This window comes from Paenibacillus sp. LK1 (assembly GCF_002750415.1).
Lineage (GTDB): Bacteria > Bacillota > Bacilli > Paenibacillales > Paenibacillaceae > Paenibacillus > Paenibacillus taichungensis.
On the sequence record NZ_PEII01000004.1, the window covers coordinates 478762 to 497564 of the forward strand.

Annotated in this window: 17 protein-coding genes; 11 read left to right on the top strand and 6 right to left on the bottom strand. The window is 48.0% G+C overall.

Annotated elements, in window-relative coordinates:
* The first annotated feature begins 194 nt into the window (after nt 1-194).
* Together cls and CS562_RS11890 are read left to right on the top strand one after the other, a co-directional pair.
* On the top strand, nt 195-1634 hold the full coding sequence (gene cls / locus CS562_RS11885; RefSeq protein WP_099855848.1) for a cardiolipin synthase: 1440 nt from the start codon (nt 195-197) through the stop codon (nt 1632-1634).
* A gap of 346 nt (nt 1635-1980) precedes the next feature.
* A complete protein-coding gene (locus tag CS562_RS11890) occupies nt 1981-2889 on the top strand; it encodes a YitT family protein (protein WP_053783466.1) in 909 nt (302 codons plus the stop codon).
* Between the two features lie 59 nt (nt 2890-2948).
* Here CS562_RS11890 and ligD read toward each other — a convergent pair whose 3' ends face one another.
* The 5 genes from ligD to ku all read right to left on the bottom strand — a co-directional run bounded on the left by ligD (nt 2949) and on the right by ku (nt 8357).
* Complete coding sequence (gene ligD, locus CS562_RS11895) at nt 2949-3839, bottom strand: non-homologous end-joining DNA ligase (RefSeq protein WP_076291517.1); 891 nt, start codon at nt 3837-3839, stop codon at nt 2949-2951.
* Between the two features lie 80 nt (nt 3840-3919).
* On the bottom strand, nt 3920-4885 hold the full coding sequence (locus CS562_RS11900) for an ATP-dependent DNA ligase (protein ID WP_099855850.1): 966 nt from the start codon (nt 4883-4885) through the stop codon (nt 3920-3922).
* A gap of 70 nt (nt 4886-4955) precedes the next feature.
* On the bottom strand, nt 4956-6053 hold the full coding sequence (locus tag CS562_RS11905) for a GerAB/ArcD/ProY family transporter (RefSeq protein WP_076291519.1): 1098 nt from the start codon (nt 6051-6053) through the stop codon (nt 4956-4958).
* A 217-nt stretch (nt 6054-6270) separates the two neighbouring features.
* Nucleotides 6271-7140 carry a VOC family protein gene (locus tag CS562_RS11910; RefSeq protein ID WP_099855852.1) on the bottom strand — a complete coding sequence of 290 codons (870 nt, stop codon included), beginning with the start codon at nt 7138-7140 and terminating at the stop codon, nt 6271-6273.
* Between the two features lie 305 nt (nt 7141-7445).
* A complete protein-coding gene (gene ku, locus CS562_RS11915) occupies nt 7446-8357 on the bottom strand; it encodes a non-homologous end joining protein Ku (protein ID WP_099855854.1) in 912 nt (303 codons plus the stop codon).
* A gap of 195 nt (nt 8358-8552) precedes the next feature.
* On the opposite strand from ku, the gene CS562_RS11920 reads away from it, so the two are divergent.
* The 7 genes from CS562_RS11920 (at nt 8553) to CS562_RS11950 (ending at nt 14761) form a co-directional block, all read left to right on the top strand.
* The gene (locus CS562_RS11920) at nt 8553-8849 is read left to right on the top strand and encodes a hypothetical protein (protein ID WP_063564487.1); all 297 of its coding nucleotides are present in this window, start codon (nt 8553-8555) and stop codon (nt 8847-8849) included.
* A 5-nt stretch (nt 8850-8854) separates the two neighbouring features.
* Nucleotides 8855-9031, top strand: coding sequence for an H-type small acid-soluble spore protein (locus CS562_RS11925; RefSeq protein ID WP_053783520.1), 177 nt, complete (start codon nt 8855-8857; stop codon nt 9029-9031).
* A 193-nt stretch (nt 9032-9224) separates the two neighbouring features.
* A complete protein-coding gene (gene tsaE / locus CS562_RS11930; protein WP_076291523.1) occupies nt 9225-9707 on the top strand; it encodes a tRNA (adenosine(37)-N6)-threonylcarbamoyltransferase complex ATPase subunit type 1 TsaE in 483 nt (160 codons plus the stop codon).
* A 2-nt stretch (nt 9708-9709) separates the two neighbouring features.
* Entirely contained in the window at nt 9710-10558 is an 849-nt protein-coding gene (gene tsaB / locus CS562_RS11935) for a tRNA (adenosine(37)-N6)-threonylcarbamoyltransferase complex dimerization subunit type 1 TsaB (RefSeq protein ID WP_099855964.1), read from the top strand.
* 237 nt (nt 10559-10795) lie between these two features.
* On the top strand, nt 10796-11317 hold the full coding sequence (gene rimI, locus CS562_RS11940; RefSeq protein WP_076291524.1) for a ribosomal protein S18-alanine N-acetyltransferase: 522 nt from the start codon (nt 10796-10798) through the stop codon (nt 11315-11317).
* Nucleotides 11314-12369 carry a tRNA (adenosine(37)-N6)-threonylcarbamoyltransferase complex transferase subunit TsaD gene (gene tsaD, locus CS562_RS11945; RefSeq protein ID WP_063564484.1) on the top strand — a complete coding sequence of 352 codons (1056 nt, stop codon included), beginning with the start codon at nt 11314-11316 and terminating at the stop codon, nt 12367-12369. Before rimI ends, tsaD begins: the two co-directional genes overlap by 4 nt.
* Before the next feature lie 835 nt (nt 12370-13204).
* Nucleotides 13205-14761 (top strand): 2-isopropylmalate synthase, encoded by a 1557-nt coding sequence (locus CS562_RS11950; RefSeq protein ID WP_076291526.1) that lies wholly within the window; start codon nt 13205-13207, stop codon nt 14759-14761.
* 624 nt (nt 14762-15385) lie between these two features.
* On the opposite strand, the gene CS562_RS11955 is transcribed toward CS562_RS11950, so the two are convergent.
* The gene (locus CS562_RS11955; RefSeq protein ID WP_099855856.1) at nt 15386-17344 is read right to left on the bottom strand and encodes an ABC-F family ATP-binding cassette domain-containing protein; all 1959 of its coding nucleotides are present in this window, start codon (nt 17342-17344) and stop codon (nt 15386-15388) included.
* Nucleotides 17345-17622: 278 nt separating this feature from the next.
* On the opposite strand from CS562_RS11955, the gene CS562_RS11960 reads away from it, so the two are divergent.
* Both CS562_RS11960 and moaC read left to right on the top strand, forming a co-directional pair.
* Complete coding sequence (locus CS562_RS11960) at nt 17623-18261, top strand: 5-formyltetrahydrofolate cyclo-ligase (protein WP_099855858.1); 639 nt, start codon at nt 17623-17625, stop codon at nt 18259-18261.
* 15 nt (nt 18262-18276) lie between these two features.
* Complete coding sequence (gene moaC / locus CS562_RS11965) at nt 18277-18780, top strand: cyclic pyranopterin monophosphate synthase MoaC (RefSeq protein WP_306554019.1); 504 nt, start codon at nt 18277-18279, stop codon at nt 18778-18780.
* The last annotated feature ends 23 nt before the right edge of the window (nt 18781-18803 follow it).

Here is an 18803-nt window from a genome sequence, read left to right on the forward strand (position 1 = left end):
TATACAACGTCGAAGAATGGAATGAACTGGCTGAGCGCGGCTACAATCAGCTGTGTATGTAACATTTTATCTAAGCAAACGTTACGAACAGTGCATACATTGGGTATCTAATGATTAGCTAAAGGCTTTATCGTCAAAACTTGTACAGTGAGAGAGAACGGCAAGGATACACCTTGCCATGAGGAGGAAGCCGAATGTTTTGGCTGGTCATTATATTGCTCGTATTTACTTTTCAGGCAGCCACCATTCTGTTGCTGGAATTCCGTAATCCGGCGAAAGCTGTGGCATGGCTTTTTATTTTATTCTGTGTACCCTTGATCGGCTTTGTTGTGTATTATTTTGTCGCCCAGGACTACAGCAAACGCAAGAAGGTCCGTAAAGGCGGTTCGCGAATCTTTCGTGAAATACGGGAAACGATCTGGGAGCAGGCTCATATTGTCGAGCATGCGGATCAGATGTCGGGCGGCCGATACAAACATCAGCATCGTTTGTTTAACCTGCTGACACACCTGTCTGAGAGCCCGATTACAGGCTGCAACCGGAGCCAGGTACTGACGAATGGTGAAGAGACATTTGGAGCCATGTTGAGGGCCATGGAACAGGCAGAGCACCATCTGCATGTTGAATTTTATATATTTCGAGATGATGTCATCAGTACAAAGTTTCAGGATGTGATGATTCGCAAGGCAAAGGAAGGTGTCAAAGTACGTTTGATCTGCGATGGACTTGGCAGTCACAAGATGAGCTGGAGCTTTATTCGCAAGTTTCAGGACGCAGGCGTGGAGTTTCATTATTTTCTGCCACCGCTCATTGCTACGATTGACCGAAGGGTGAATTACCGGAATCACCGTAAAATTGTTGTGGTGGATGGAAGGATTGGATTTGTGGGTGGGATTAATATAGGTGATGATTATCTTGGGCAATATCCGGAGGTTGGATTCTGGCGTGATACCCATGTACAGATTGAGGGAGATGCCGTATATTTCCTGCAAAGTACGTTCTTGAACGATTGGAAGCTCGCTTCCGGCGAGCAGATTACAGAGCCTCAGCTGACAGAGCTGTTCCCGCCACATATTTGCAGTGGGGAAGAGCGGATTCAGATTCTGTCCAGCGGGCCGGATCAGGACTGGGATGCCATTCAGGAAATGTGCTTTGGGGCGATTTCCGTGGCATGTGAACGCATATACATCACAACACCCTATTTCATTCCGGACCCCGCTTTGTACGAAGCAATCAAGACGGCTGCCGTCAGTGGGGTGGATGTGAAAATCATCATTCCGTATCAATCGGATTCGCGGCTGGTGCATTTGGCTTCTATGTCCTATGTCGAAGAATTGTTGCGTGCGGGAGTGAAGTTCTATCAATATCGCAAAGGTTTTGTGCATGCCAAGGTCTTAATTGTGGATGATTTGCTTGCAACGGTAGGTACAGCCAATATGGATATGCGCAGCTTTTTCTGCAATTTTGAGTTAACCGCCGTGTTGTTCGAGACATCATCCATAGACCGGCTGACTAAGGATTTTGAACGTGATCTGAATGAATGCAGCCAGATTGACGTGAAGGTGTTTCAGCAGCGCTCACGGTGGGAAAAAGGGGCAGAAATGCTTTCTCGCATGCTTTCTCCGCTGCTTTAGCCGTTATAAGGCGGATTTCTCAAGATAAGTTCACTTTTTGTGAATTTATCTTCTTTTTGCTAACTATTTTGCTCAAATTTGATCTTTTATGATATAATGTTTATATAAATTATGTCTTGGCGAAGGAGGGGAGTCTGCGGGAAAACAGGCTCCCTTTTGCTCTCTTTTGGAATTGTCAACCGGAATTAAGACATACTTGAATACATTTCATATAGCCTTTAGGTGCTTTTATAACGGGGTGCATATAGCGTTGGAACGGTGTTGTTCCTCTGTATGTAGGGTTCCTCTGGGTACTTAAATGATTTATGAAATGGATTCACATATTGATCAAAACGGGGGGGATACCATGTCCAATGTATCGGTTAAAGAACTAACATCCAAGCCGGACCGCAATGTGAAGAGCTCGGTGTTTTCACTGAAGCTTCTGCAGCGCATTGTGATGATTCTGGTCGGTGCTGCACTGATGGCTGTGTCACTCGAAGTATTTCTCGTGCCGAATGGCGTTATTGATGGGGGAATAACAGGGATCTCGATTATGGTGTCAGAGCTTACACATCTGCCACTTGGAATTTTCCTGACCTTGCTTAACTTGCCTTTCCTGATTTTGGGGTATAAACAGATTGGTAAAACGTTTGCGTTGTCCACACTGCTCGGGATCGTTGTAATGTCCATTGGAACGTCATTGTTACACCACGTTCCTGCACTGACGCCAGGTGAACCACTGCTTGGAGCTGTATTTGGTGGATTGATCTTGGGGGTTGGAGTTGGTCTCGTCATTCGTTCTGGCGGTTCACTGGATGGTACGGAGATTGTAGCCATACTGTTGAGTGAGAAATCACCATTGTCTGTAGGTCAGATCGTATTGTTCATTAACGTATTTATTTTTGCAGGTGCAGGTTTTGTGTTTGGCTGGCCAAACGCCCTGTACTCCATGATTGCTTATTATATTGCAATGAAGATGATTGATATTGTGAATGAAGGTTTGGATCAATCCAAATCGGTATGGATTATCAGTGAGAAGTACCGTGATATTGGTTCAGCCTTAACCGACCGTCTGGGTCGTGGCGTCACTTTTCTGGATGGAGAGGGCGGCTTCAGTGGAGACGAGAAGAAAATTATCTTTGTGGTTATTACCCGTTTGGAAGAAGCTAAGCTGAAGTCCATTGTTGAAGATTGGGACCCACATGCCTTTGTGGCAATAGGTAACATTCACGATGTGAAGGGCGGACGTTTCAAGAAAAAAGGTATACATTAGCGAATCTCATCACGAGTAAACGAAAAAATAGCCGGTACCCTTGGTTTGAGGGTGACCGGCTATTTTTGTTTTAAATGCTGGATAATCAGTTCAACAGGCTGGGGGTCGACAGCTGCGATCAGATCTCCAGTCTCCGTCAAGCGTTCCACGATGTTCATCAAGTGGTAATCCTTAACCGAAACGTTGTTCCGAACTTCATCCCATGTGAGAGGAGTAGACACTGTACCGCCTGGTTTGGCGCGGGGAGTGTAGGGAGCTGCGAGCGTTTTGCCACCGTAATGCTGGAGGTAATCAAAATAAATGCGATCCCCCCGGTCTTTTTTTAGTCGTTCCAGTGTAAATAGATCCGGATGTTTTTGAGTGACGTATTTGCCTACAAAATAACCGATGTCTCTTAATTCATCGAAAGTTACACCTTGGCGGATCGGAACAATAATCTGTACACCTGTGGCACCGGAGGTTTTCGGTACCGATCTAAGGCCAAGCGAAGTTAGCGTTTCCCCCACGATCAGAGCAGCTTGCATGATGCGAGGTTCTTCTTCCTGCGAAGGATCGAGATCAATCATCCACTCGCAAGGCAGATGGCTGCCTACAGCATGTAAGGAAGGGTGAAACTCAAGAGCGGCCAAATTGCCAAGCCATAACAGATCAGGAAGGTCATTCATCACTACATATCGTATCCCATCATGCATCTCAGTTCGTACAAACTCCGGAACGGGCTCCGGGGCATTTTTTTGATAGAAAAACTCGCCACCTGCACCATGTGGATAACGTATCGTGGTGAGCAGCCGATTTCGGGTGTACGTCAGTAGATAGGGGGCCAGCGCCGCCAACTTTTGCAAATAGATAGCCTTGGTTACACCCGCTTCGGGCCATAACAACTTGTCCGGATTGGTCACGGTAAGTTCCATTCCATTAATCGTTATGGTGCCCTTTATTGTATGGGCCATGAATATCACCTCCTCTGGTGAGCAAGTATAATTTTAAATGGAAAGCCTTTTTGATGTATCGGGTGTATGGTGAAAGTAGTTTATCGTTCAGGGATAAGATGACTGATCTGGCTGATCGCACACTCATCTCGCTTTACCAAAGCAAAAGCCTGGATGCTTGGGTGACGTAGGGTAAGATGGTGGGTGAGTTCCATGAATTGCACTTTGACGCCGATATGTGGTTCAATCCATGTCGTCTCCGCGCTTCTCTCGGGTATGTTATGAAAAGGTCTATCCTTACGAATAAGAGGTTGTACTTCTTCGGTTAGTTTACGCCAGGAGTCCGAGTTCAATTTACCAGTGCCGACATGACCAATATAGACAAAGTTAGGCCCATCATATACACCGACTGCAATTGCATTGACGATGCCGCTGCGGTAGGTGACCCCTCCAATCATGGCATATAGGTCGTGGAAAATCTTAACCTTCTGCCAGCGTTGATCTTTGCCGTTGATTCCATAGGTACTGGCAAGGTCTTTACATACAATTCCCTCCATCTGGTGCTGTCTCATCACAGTGAGCAGGGCGTCGGGATCGGTCGTGTTAGTCACCTCTTGAACATGTGGAGCAGAATTCAGAACTTGGTGCAGCAGACGCTGACGATCTGCAAGTGGCTGATCTGTGACCCATTCTCCATCGCAGTAAAGAATATCAAATACCATATAAGTCACCGGAATCTGGTTTACAGCTTGGGCAATGCCATCCGGTCTGCTCATGCGATCTCGCCGCAGCACGTGATAGAAGGACGGTTTTCCCGTATCCGGATCAAGTGCAATAATCTCTCCATCCAAAATATAAGAAGGGACGGAGCACAGGTTGCGTGGCTGAACCAGCTCAGGATATTGTGCAGTTCGGTTGTGCAATCTGCGATTAATTAACTGAATTCCCTCTCCGTCCTCGTAAGCAAGCATGCGGACCCCATCCCATTTGATTTGGGCAATCCAATTTTGCCCGGTAGGGATCACATCTCGGGATATAGGTTCAAAAGGAACCAAGGGATTGAACATGTGCTTAAAACTCCTTTCCTCTTTCAAATCTGCCTGGAAGTTGATTCTCTATAAGTTAAGTAGGGTAGGTTTAGCTCTTCCGCAGCCGTGCTTTCAGCTTATGTACCATAATAAGCAGTAAAGGAATCGCGATACCACAAGTCAAATCCCAATCAATCCAATACGGAATAACAACTTTGAGATAGAAATTTTCGTTGGGTGCTAGCACAATGGACATGGACAGAATCAACATGGCGCCAGGCAAAATGAGTGGACGATAGCTGGACAGTTTGAAGAGATGAGTGATTCCGAGTACAAAGCTGTAGAAGAACAGAATGCTCTTGAAAAAGACGGCAATTATCCAGACGGAAGCCATAAAGGCCTCAATCCGCTGCAAAAAGTTGCCTATATTGATCTTCAGCGATAGATTAAATGCTGCGAACCAATGGTGCTGCGTCATAAATGGACCCATTACCAGCAGACAGATGGTTAGCGTTAGGGTAAGCATCAATCCCCCTATGATGGCTGCTAGAAGGATATCCTTTTCCCAATGTGCTTCCTTTTTCGCATAAGGAAAGAGCATAAGAAAGATACACAATTCACAATAAGGATAGGTAAGCACAGCGACAAAGCCTTTAAAGGGATTCAGAAAGCCTTCTGCAAGAACGGGCTTGATGTTGTCCAGATGCGAATGCGGGAATAGACAGACAGTCAGAATGAGCAGGAACAGCACGATCAAGGGCAGAAGTACCTCGGCACTTCTGCCTATGGGTTCCAGACCAGAAAAGAGTCCCCAGGCAAGAGTACAAACAAAAAGCAAACTCACAATGAAGAGGGGAGATTCAGGCAGGATCTGGGTCGTCATGAAATCCCCAATTTCTCTTATGAATGCAGATGTACCCATTAGAAAATAGAATAGATAAAAACAGCTGATGAACGCCCCAATCCAGGGGCCAAGCGTATACAATGCATGTTGGATCAGATTCATGCGGGGCTGAAGTTTGTATACAACGAGCATGATGGACAGTACCCCTGCTCCCCCGGCAACCCCCATTAATGCGGATATCCATGCATCCTGATGCGCATATGAGGTAACCATTGAGGGGAAGACGATAATCTGTTCACCAATCGTGCATAAGAACATCAGTGAGCCCAGTTGTCTTACAGTTAAACGCCCCTTTTCAATCATGTGGGTTCTCCTTCGCATGTCGATCTAGATATTTGGTTAGGATACGCCAATTGCACCAATTTTATTAGGAAATGGGTAAAGGAATAGATCTGCATGAAGAAAAGGAAAGCCAAAAAGCCCGGACGACTAATTTCCTATAAGAAACAAGGAAATTTGTATCCGGGCTATTCAGATTACTCAACTTAATGCACAACATTCGCATCACGGATTCTCCGTATTAGCTCGTTGTGGTCAGGCGAATACGAATATTCTGTGGGTCTATAGTAAACCAGTCCTTACCTTGCTGTTCGATAGATGTGTTGGATTGACGTAGTTGTTCTAGAGCTTGTTCCAATTGTTCTTTTCCGTCATAAATGATGGTGAAGTAGTCAATGCCTGTCGCATTGGCCGGATTTACAGGGGCGCCTGTACCAGCCCAAATGTTCAGTCCGATGTGATGGTGATAACCGCCAGCGGATACAAACAGGGCAGACATGTTGGCGAAGTTACCAACGATATCGAATCCAAGTACTCCTGTGTAGAAACGGCGTGACTCTTCCAGACTGCGTACATGGAAGTGAACATGACCAATGACCGTTCCGGCAGGTAATCCCTGCCAAGGTTCGTTCGCGGCGAGAGCAAACAGGCTGTCTACATCAACAGGATCACTTGACATAATGTAGTTATTTTCTGAATCTCGCTTCCAGGTGTCGCGGGCACGGTCTGCATAGATTTCGATACCGTTCTGATCTGGATCGGAAATGTAGAATGCTTCACTGACCAGATGATCACCTTGACCAATTTCGATGCCGGATTCAGCCAGATTACGAAGAGCAAGGCCCAGCGATTTGCGGTCAGGCAGCAGGATGGCGAAGTGATACAGACCTGAAGTGGAGCGAACAGGCATCGTTACTGCATCGGTCAACTGCTCAAGGCGCAGAAGAGACTGCTTTCCATCGGCTGTCAGGGTAGCGACTTTGTCGCTGCGTTCAAGCAGTTTCAGTCCGACCACTTCGGTATAAAATTGAATGGATCGATCCAAATTGCTGATTCGCAAACTTACTTCACCCAGATGGGTTGTAGCAGGGATTTGATAAGTAGAAGTCATAAGAAATTCCTCCTGTATAAAGTTTAGTTGAATTGTTGCGGTTCACTTATTGGCAATGGAATAGGGCTATTGTAATGTCATAGTTCATATAGTTATGAGGCCTAACTGTACATTTATAAATAAGTTACTTTTCATAAGTTAATATAAAATATAAATCAACTTTCGTCAATTGTATTTTCGATTTTGGTATATTCATTCTTGGTTGAGTATTACTTCAATTATGGAATACAAAACAAAAATCCGGCTGCATGGCCGGATATCCAATATTGATGTTAGTGACAAGTGAATCTTATGCTGTTTGCTGTTTACGCCTTGGGTTTAGGAGCAGCCTTCTTTCTTTTGGCAGGAGCAGGATTCTCTGTTTCTCCTCCAGCTGCTGCTTGGACTGAAGTTTTCTTGGGAGCACGTTTCTTAGGTTTGGCTGTGGTGGTTCCGGGATCGGTTGGAATGGGCTTCACAGCTTCAATACTTGCTTGCAGTGCTGCCATGAGATCCATGACATTCGCTTCCGGTTTAGCAGGGGCAATTTTGATTTCTTCACCGGCTACTTTGTGATTGATCAGATCCAGCAGTTTGGCGCGGTAGTCGTCCGTATATTTACCAGGTTCAAAAGGAGTAGATAACTGATCGATCAGTAATTTGGCCATCGTCAATTCCTTCTCGTTTACGTTTAGAACCTCGGGCAGGTTGGGAACCTGAGAGACGGGACGAATCTCGTCTGGATAGAAAATGGTTTCCATGGAGAGGCAATCGTCCAGCACACGAATGGCGGCCAAACTACTTTTGGAGCGAATGGATATCTTGGCGATGCCAATCTTTCCTGTATCCCGCATGGCTGTCATTAATAGCTGGTAGGCGTTTCCTCCCGCTTGATCGGGAGAGAGGTAATACGTTTTTTGAAAATAAATCGGATCGATCTCCGTTAAATCCACAAAATCCAGAATGGTAATGGTTTTGCTGCTGGAATCATTTAACGCTTCAAGCTCGTCCTTTTCGAACAAGACGAATTTGCCTTTCTCATATTCATATCCTTTGGTGATCTCTTCCCATTGAACCTCAACTTCACAGGAAGGACATTTACGTACATAAGCAAGTGGACTGCCGCAGACTTTGTGAATGTAACGCATGGAGATGTCTTTGTCTTCGGTAGCCGAAAACATTTTGACAGGAACATGAACCAGACCAAAGCTAATGGCACCTTTCCAGACTGTATGCATGAACGGCTCCTTTCCGAGAACATTATAGGTATAGTATGGGCATTTCACGGGCGGGATAACCCTATTTTCCCGGATCGGTATGCTTCAGAAAGAGTGGGGGATGATAACAGAAACATCCTTGAAGATTTTCGCTTATAGCGTTGTTTTGAAAGAGGATGATGTTAGTTATTAACTATCACGTCAGGAGGTACCCCTATGAAGAACAAACGAGACGAAGCTGAAGCTCACGCCCATACGTTCTCTCCGTATCCTCGTGCCGAGTCGGAAGGGTCTGAAGGTTTTCATACACCTGCAACAGCGGTTAACTGGGAGGCTATCACCTCAGAAGAGCTGCCACTTGACAGGGAGTCGTTTATGCTGGACATTGACCGGATGGTGAATGAAGGTCTGGGCGGTGGACAAGTTACAGAAGATAACGGATATATTGGTGAGAGTACAACAGATAGCATGGTGCGGGAATCGCATGATGATCCGGAAGGGGAGTATGAATAACAATGATGGATGTGAAACGGGCGAAAGCCATTTATGATTCCAAAGACACGATTGCTGTTACATTGGAAGGAGATCCGGTTTGGATCGAAAATGTGGATGAAGCCAATGGCATGGCAACGGTGCAGGTGGGCAGCAGACCGGGGAATACCCAGACGGTACGTGTAGACCGTTTGGAAGAGTAAAAGAGAACATCTGGTAAAGGATGTCTAGGAAAGGCCGGTGCCGTCAGGTGCCGGTTTATTTGTCATTCGTGTGAATGGTGGCCTATCTTCCGTTCTGCTTCTGATCCTTCGATGTTGCGGGGTGAGAATGGGACCGATATAATAAAGTTCAAAGTGAACTCAGGCGGCTTGACCGCCAAAGGTGGGGCGTATATTGAATCAGACGCATGAGCAGTGGGTGTATCACTCCCATGGCATTGCAGATACAGAAGTACTCGCGTCCGCACTCGCTGAACAGGCAACCGCCGGCATGGTGATTGCACTAGACGGTGATCTGGGCGCGGGCAAAACGGCATTTTCACAAAAGTTTGCGTGGCATTTGGGTGTACGTGATGTGGTTAACAGCCCCACGTTTACATTGATCAAGGAATACGAAGGGCGCCTGCCCTTGTATCACATGGATGTGTATCGCATATCACTGGAAGAAGCGGACGAGCTTGGACTGGATGAGTATTTCTATGGAACCGGAGTTAGTCTGGTGGAATGGTCCAGCATCATTCCCGAATTACTGCCACAGGAACACCTGCATGTGCAGATCGAGACGACGGGCCCGGAGGATCGAACGATTACGCTGGATGGGTATGGCGAGACTTATGCTGCCATGTGCCGACAGTTCAGACAGAATGGAGTCAAATGATGATGGAAGATTTACAAAAACAGCCGCGCCAGCGGTTTTTGGCGTTGGATACCTCGACTGCGGTGATGGCAGCCTCAGTGATGGAAGGCCACGCCCTTCTGGAAGAACGCAATGAACGGGCAGAACGCAATCATTCGGTACACGTCGTGCCTGTAATGGAGCAGCTGCTGGAAGCCAGCAGCACCCAACCGGGACAGCTGGACGGTATTGCCGTCGGCATTGGCCCGGGCTCGTACACGGGCATCCGCATTGCGGTGACCGCGGCGAAGACGCTAGCCTGGGCGTGGGACATCCCCGTTGTCGGGGTGTCCAGCCTTCAGGCCCTAGCCTGGGGCGGCTGGCACAGCGGCCTCGCCGCCAAGGCCGAAGCTGCGGCGGAGGATGCCGCAGCAGGGGCTGACGGAACGCTATCCGCGGACCAGGGCGGCACCGGTGCCGCCCCTGTCCACTGGATCGTTCCGCTCGTGGATGCACGGCGCGGCCAAGCCTATACCGCGCTGTTTGCCTCCGCCGGGAGCGCTGCACCCCGGCGGCTGGCGCCAGATGCCATCCGTATGGTAGACGGATGGCTGGAAGCCCTCGCCGCCCGCATGGCGGAAGCGGCGCCGGAAGAGCGGCCCGCTGCCGTCTGGATTGTCGGCGAGACGGGCCCGCATGCTGCGACAGCGGCTGAGCTTCGCTGCCCCGCAGGAACGGCGCTCCAGCTCGTACCCTATGAGCTGGAGGGCCGCTGGATTGGGCGCTTAGGCGCCGAGGCGCTGCTTGCAGGTCAGCGAGATGACGTGCATGCGCTCGTGCCCAACTACACCCAGCTGGCTGAAGCGGAAGCCAACCTGCTACGCAAAGGCTAAAAGAGGTTGTTCAAAAAGTCCGCTTTTGATTACGAAGGATGCCTAGTGGCATCATCAGCATTGAATATGGAATTCGGCCGAAATAAGCGGATGCTTACGAAGAATGTTTCCTTGGGAAACATTGTAGTTGCTCACGTAGTTTCCCTACGCTCCGCTACTCCATTTCTAGCTTTATCCCATCTTCTCGGTACTGAAAACCGGTCTTTTTGAACACGCACTAAAAGGGAGGGGAAGCAGATGGACAACGTGGAGAATGACGCGCAGGAAGCAGCGCTTCAGTTCAGGTTCATGACTCTGGGTGATATTCCCGATGTAATGATAATTGAACATGAAGCCTTCACCCTGCCCTGGACGGAAGAAGCATTTCAAAATGAATTGACACACAATCATTTTGCTAAATATATGGTCATGGAATTGGAAGGTACGGCGATCGGCTATGCCGGTATGTGGACAATTATGGATGAAGCCCACATTACCAATATTGCAGTCCGGGAAGCTTATCGTGGGCGCAAGCTCGGTGAGAAGCTGCTGGACGAATTGATGAAAACGGCGGCTTATCTCGGGATGGAACGAATGACGCTGGAAGTCAGGGTTTCGAATCGGATTGCCCAGAGCTTGTATCAGAAAAAAGGGTTTGAATCGGCTGGTCTTCGTAAAGGGTATTACTCCGACAATGGGGAAGATGCGATGATTATGTGGGCGAATTTGCCGCCTGCGAGCCGGAGCGGCGAAGAGGAAGGAAGCGTAACGGATTCATGAAGGATTTCAATGAAAAGGTAAGTTCAGCACCATCTTATATATTGGCAGTGGAGACAAGCTGTGATGAAACATCCGTAGCGGTAGTCAAGGATGGACGGGAAGTGCTGTCCAATCTGATCTCCAGTCAGATCGAGACTCATAAGGCATTTGGCGGGGTTGTGCCTGAAGTCGCTTCGCGTAAACACGTGGAAGTCATTACATTGATGTTGGAACAGGCTATTGAGCAATCCGGCATCCGTCCGCGTGATCTGAGTGCGATCGCCGTGACACAAGGGCCTGGACTGGTTGGTGCATTGCTGGTCGGCATCGTGGCAGCGAAAACCATGGCCATGGCACTTGGCAAACCGCTCATTGGCACACATCATATTGCGGGACATATCTATGCCAACAGACTTACCCATGAGCTGCAATATCCAGCAATGGCACTGGTGGTTTCAGGTGGTCATACCGAGCTTGTGCATATGGAATCCGAAGGCAAATTCAAACTGATCGGACGTACGCGTGACGATGCTGTAGGCGAGGCTTATGACAAAGTGGCGCGTGCACTGGGTTGTCCCTATCCGGGAGGACCACATGTGGACCGGATGGCTGCTGAAGCAGAGCAGGCGGTACCTTTGCCACGCGTCTGGCTGGAAGCCGATTCCTATGATTTCAGCCTTAGCGGTCTGAAGTCTGCTGTACTGAATGTTTTGAATCAAGCCAAAATGCGCGGAGAAACGCTTGAACCATCTGCTGTGGCACGGGGATTCCAGGAAGCTGTCGTCGAAGTGCTGGTAGAAAAAGCAGTAAGGGCTGTCCGTGAGTACGGATCACGTCAATTGCTGTTATGCGGTGGCGTTGCGGCAAACCGGGGATTGCGTTCAGCTTTGCAGGAACGTTGTGCGAAGGAAGGGCTCGAATTGCTGATCCCGCCGATGGAGTATTGCACCGACAATGCAGCGATGATTGGAGCTGCCGCGTATTTGAAGTGGCAGCGGGGAGAAATCTCGGAATTCGATGCCAAAGCTGATCCTGGACTTTCACTTGAAGCATGGTCTGTTCAATCGCTCTAGAATGATTTATGTATATACTTGACAGTCTCAAGTGAAGACTGTATATTAATTACAAATTAAAACAGGAATACGATATGTTCAACTAAACATTTACACGATAGCGGAGAAGACAGAAATAACCTGAAGAAGCGAAGCGTTCGCCTTTATCACCGGATTTTCCCTCTTAGAGAAGGGAATCAAAGAAATCTGGGGATAACAGCGATCGGAAGGTTGTTCTGTCATCGGAGAGCCAGTGTAAATATTCATTTGTTGACTTATATAGATTCCTGAACTGAAACGCAATGAACAGGAACAGTAGGGTATTTCCCGGTCATAGAGAGCTGCGGGGTGGTGCGACGCAGTGGCCGGAATCGTTCGAATCTCGCCCGGGAACGGAGCTGTGGAAACAGATGAGACTATGTCTCATCCCTTGTCCTATAACCAACAGGGGCATTGTGGTACACAGCAACGGTTAACCTCCGTTATAGGGTGTTTCTCCGGCTGGATCGATTGTTATTGTTGCGTACGTAGCTGCAATGGATCTTGGCTGGAGACGACGAGGTGGATGGTGCCTGGCGCAAGCCTGGACCATCAAGCAAGAGTGGTACCGCGGAGGGATAATAACCCGCCGTCTCTTAGATGAGATGGCGGGTTATTTGTGTTTGCTGCCGGCAGCAGGGTGGGCGATGGGAATCAATAATTATGGTTTAGACAAAGAAATATGTCCGGCGTGCAAGTCGACGTGCACATCGGCATGGAATCCAAAATGAATAAACATAGAAAACGGGAAATGAACATCTCGTTCACATCCCCGAAATAACCAATATACATTCAAATTTGATGGAGGTTGATGAATATGACAACGAACAATAACAAACGCATGATTGAGATTTTTGATACAACACTGCGCGATGGAGAACAAGCACCGGGAGCGAGTCTGCAGCCTGAACAAAAAATTGAACTGGCACATCAGTTGGCTTCTCTGGGCATTGACGTCATCGAGCCTGGATTCCCGATCTCAAGTCCAGGTGAGTTCGCGGCGGTTCAGGCGATTTCCAGACAACTGCAAAACGTGGAGATTTGCGGATTCGCGCGTGCGGTCAAAGGGGATATTGATGCAGCCGTTCGAGCAACGGCTGACGCAGCACGCCGTCGTATTCATCTGTTTATCTCCTCTTCGGACATCCATATAGAGCATCAATTGCGCCGTCCGCGTAGTGAAGTCGTGGCTACCGCCCGGGAGATGGTCTCCTATGCTCGTCAGTTCACGGATATTGTGGAATTCACTGCCATGGATGCGGCTCGTACGAAGATGGATGATCTGATCGAAATGGTTGAAGTAGCCATTGAAGCGGGAGCAAGTATTATCAATTTGCCAGATACGGTTGGGTACGCACTGCCGCATGAATATGGAGAGATGTTCCGTCAGGTACGTGAGGGCGCAAGAGGCGGAGATAAGGTTCGATACAGCGCACACTGTCATAATGATTTGGGTCTCGCGGTTGCCAACAGTCTGGCTGCGATTGCCAACGGTGCTTCCCAGATCGAAGTAACCATCAATGGTGTGGGAGAACGGACGGGTAACTGTGCATTGGAGGAGCTGATTATGGCACTGGAGACGCGGGGAGATGTTATTGGCGCAACGACAAATATCAAACTGAACCAGATGTATGAGACATCCCGTCAGATTAGTCGTGCGATGCATTTCCCAATTGCCTATAACAAACCTGTAGTAGGGCGCAATGCCTTCCAGCATGAGTCTGGTATTCACCAGGATGGTCTGCTCAAGAACCGGAGTACGTATGAGATTATGGACCCGGAAGCGCTGGGCATTCCACGCAGTATGATTATTCTGGGTAAACATTCCGGGCGTCACGCTTTGAAAGATCGGGTTCGCAAATATGGCTTTGAACCCGATGAGCAGCAAATGGAACAGCTGTATGAGATATTTAAAGAAACTGCCGATCAACAGAAAGTGGTCAGTGATGACCAGTTATTGCAGATGGTAAGTCAGACCATGAATATTCCTGCGCAGGATTATGAGCTGGTTGAATTGCAGGTTACGGCGGGCAGCATGACGGATCGAATGGCAGCAGTTCGCATTCGCACGAGCGCAGGGGAGCAATCCTATTCTGCGGTTGGCGGTGGTCCGGTAGATGCAACGATTCGAGCGATTGGTCAAAGTATCTCGGACGACATTACGTTTGTCGATATGGAAATGCACGCACTGAGCGGAGGAGAGGCTGCGAGTGCAGAAGCTGCGGTTACCGTGGAGCGTGCTGGACGTGAATTCAGAGGAACTGCCACGCACAATGATATTGTCATGGCAGCAGGTCTGGCTTATGTAGCAGCATGCAATGCGGCCGGACTGAAGGCGGAGTCTACTGAAAGTGATGAATCAGTGCACGCGTAATATTACACTTCCGCATATCACACCACATAACTTTGTGCTTTGTATTCAAAAGCAAACCAAAAGCAGACCAAAAGCAGACCAAAAGCAGACCAAAAGCAGACCAAAAGCAGACCAAAAGCAGACCTTAAATACAGAGGTCTGCTTTTGTCCTTTTATAGGAGATAAAATATGAGGGCCAGGATAGGTTTGTCAAGATGTGATTATAGTTATCCACATATTCAGGATAATTTGTGGGTAACTCTAGCAAACCCAAACCAGTAATGTTTTCGAAAATAAATGTCTTTAGGGGATAGAAGTCCCCTGTTATATCCACAAAGTTGTGGATAAAGTGGATAACTTGGTGGATAAATATGGTTTTTGTGCAAAAAAAGCTATTCTACCGCCGTATAATTAAGTTGATTAAGTTGCTTGCTATATTGCTTTCTTGTGGATAAAGGGGAAGGTGATCAACAGAAAAATAATTTCCATGATTCGAGTGAATTTGACAATTATGCAAACACCCTTGTCAAAACTCTACGGTTTATCATTAACAAAAAAGCTGATTCCGTCAAGGAATCAGCTTTTAAGTATTGTTAAATGTTCCACGCCGCATGGCAGCAGGAAATGCACTGGAATGGTCCAATTTTATTCCAAAGCTAATTCTTCCCACTCTTCATAAGCCTTGGCCAGTTGAAGTTTGTGATCCTCTGCTTTCTCCTGGAGTTCTTGCAGCTTCATGTAGTCCTGATATATTTCAGGCAGGGCCATCTGAGCCTCAAGCTCCGTAATCTCCGTTTCCAGCTTCGCAATCTGTTGTTCCAGAGCTTCCTGCTTGCGCTGGCGGTTACGTTCTTCGCGTTTGGCCTGCTTGTCCGCTTCGAATGAGGCGGCTCCGGATTTTTCGGTTGAGGATAGGGCTGGATCAGATTTAGCCGAGTTTTTGGAAGAGGCAAGGCGTGCTTCAGCCGCTTCGCGCGCGATATCTTCAAGCTCCTGTTTCTTCTCCACATAGTCATCATAATTGCCCAGGTAATGTTCTGTTCCACCCGGATGCAGTTCAACAATGCGTTCAGCCATTTTATTGAGGAAATACCGGTCATGCGAGATGAACAGCAACGTGCCTTCATAGTCCATCAGTGCTGCTTCAAGTACTTCTTTGGCGAACAGGTCGAGATGGTTCGTAGGCTCATCCAGAATGAGCATATTGGCTTCCTTGAGCATGAGCTTGGAGAGGGAGACACGTGCTTTTTCACCACCGCTGAGCGATGAGATTTTTTTGAGTACATCATCTCCACTGAACAGGAAGTTGCCTAGCACCGTACGAATCCGTGCTTCCTCCATGCCTGGATAGGCACTCCACAGCTCTTCCAATACCGTATTGGAAGGATTAAGTCCCGTCTGCTCCTGATCATAATAGCCAATCTGCACCTTGGTTCCCCATTGGATATCACCGCTTACAGGACGCAAACTTCCGGTGAGACATTTCAGCAAGGTGGATTTACCTATACCGTTGGGACCGATCAAAGCAACCGTTTCCCCGCGTCTTAGATCAAAAGATACATTGCGGAACAACGGCGAAGCCTCATCGTAGGCAACGGAAAGCTGATCCACACGGAGCACTTCTTTACCGGACATGACAGCCGTTTCAAAAGAGAAATGAGCTTTCTTCAGATCTCCCATCGGTTTGTCGAGCCGTTCCATCTTATCGAGTGCCTTGCGGCGGCTCTGTGCCCGTTTGGTCGTTGAAGCACGTACGATATTCTTCTGAACAAAGTCCTCCATTTTGGAGATTTCATCCTGTTGTTTCTCATATTGCTTCATCTGGCTTTCGTACTCGGCAGCTTTCAGTTCCATGTATCGGCTGTAATTGCCCGTATATTTTTTGGAGCGGTGTCGTTCGATCTCCACGATGGTTGTTACAAGCCGGTCAAGGAAATACCGGTCATGGGATACAACCAGCAAGGCGCCTGAATAACCTCTGAGGTAGTCTTCCAGCCACGTGAGGGTGGCGATGTCGAGATAGTTGGTAGGCTCGTCCAGCATGAGCAGGTCAGGGGCCTGAAGCAAAATGCGAGCAAGCGCAAGACGTGTCTTTTGTCCGCCGCTCAGTGTGGCAATCTGAGTATCTGGTGAAAATTCACCGAAGCCCATCCCGTGAAGTACACTGCGAATACGGGTTTCCATCTCATAACCGCCATGATCCTTGAACCAGTCCGAGCGTTTGGCATAACGTTCAAGCAGATCGGCGTATTTTTTTTCGTCTTCCATCTGTGCGGGGTCGGCAATATCCTGTTCCATCTGGCGCAAATCCGCTTCAGCCTGGGTCAGATGGGCGAATACGTTCATCATTTCTTCCCATATGGAGCGATCGGATTGCAGTCCGCTGTTCTGGGCGAGGTAACCAAGCGTTGTTTCCTTGGATTTGAAAATCTGTCCGCCATCATAGGACATTTCCCCTGCTACAATTTTGAGCAAAGTGGATTTTCCTGCGCCGTTAACACCAACGAGGCCGATGCGCTCGCGTTCTAATATTTGTAAGTTCACGCCGTCCAGGATTGGATCGACACCAAAACGTTTGATAATTCCGGATACTTGCAGCAGCATAAAATTAAGTTCCTCCATAGGTCCAGTTCTTGATATGACAACTATATCCCAGTTTACATGAAATACAGAGCAATTGCACCGATTAGGAGTGCCTGGGGCGTGTAGTCTTTTTGGTCAATCAATGATAAACTGAAAGAAGGCATGTTAATACATGAGGATTTTGCAGAAAATGAATCATTTTAACGATTCCAACACGATGACAACTGGTGCATAACATATAAATGGTTTTAATTGAGAGCTAGTTTACCTTCCCGATCAACAGGAGGTTATTCAAGGACATGCAGGATCATACGGAACAGAAAATCCGTCTTCGTTCCAAGCTGAGACAGAGCCGGGATCTTATGGATGAAAGCATGCGTCAGCAGGCGATGACTGAGATCAATGATGTGACGAAGCGGGAGCTGGAGCGCCTTAGACGGGACAAATTGAAGCTGGGTAACAAGAGGCTTATGATTTTCAGCTATTTGTCTTATGGAAGCGAAGCATCTACGGCCTTTTTATTTGAAGAAGGCTGGAAGCATGGGGATCGGATGCTCGCACCGAAAGTGCTGGCGAATCCGGCTCGCATGGAGTTGCAGCGTGTCATGGGTGAACAGGATATTCAGCCAGGAATATGGGGGATACCTGAACCCAAGAATTCCTGTGAAGTGCTGCAACCTGATAGCTGGCCGGATATCGATCTTGTCATCGTACCGGGGCTAGGATATGACCTTCAAGGAGGGCGCATTGGTTATGGCGGCGGTTATTATGATCGTTTTGCCGAGACACTTGCAGCGAAATGTGCAATGACGGACAAAAGACCACTGATGGCTGCATTGGTATTGCCAGGCCAGCTTCAAGATGAAATTCCGATGGACCCGCTTGATCTGCGGATTGATCTGTTGATAACAACCGAAGGTATATTACATATCGTATAAAGGGTTGTGATGTGATTGAATTCAGAAACGAATAACGACCAGACTTCCGGCAGTAAACTGACTCATTTTAATGAACAGGGACGAGCTCGGATGGTTGATATTTCGGGTAAGGAAAGTACCGTGCGTACAGCTGTTGCGGTATCCAAAGTGACGATGAATCCGACTACGCTTGAAGCGATTCGGGAGGGCCGCATCGGTAAAGGTGACGTTCTGGCTGTGGCCCAAATTGCGGGTATTCAGGGCGCCAAGAAAACGTCGGACTGGATTCCGATGTGCCATCCATTGGCATTGACGGGTGTGGATATTCGTTTTCATGATAACGGTGTCGATGAATTGCAGATTGAAGTTACGGTCAAAACCGAAGGGAAGACAGGTGTCGAGATGGAGGCGCTCACGGCGGCGTCGGCTGCGGCACTGACGATCTATGACATGTGTAAAGCCATGCAAAAAGATATGATTATCGGTCCAACCATGCTTAATTCCAAAAGTGGTGGCAAAAACGGCGATTTCAGCCGATAAGGGACATTTATTTTCATAGAGGA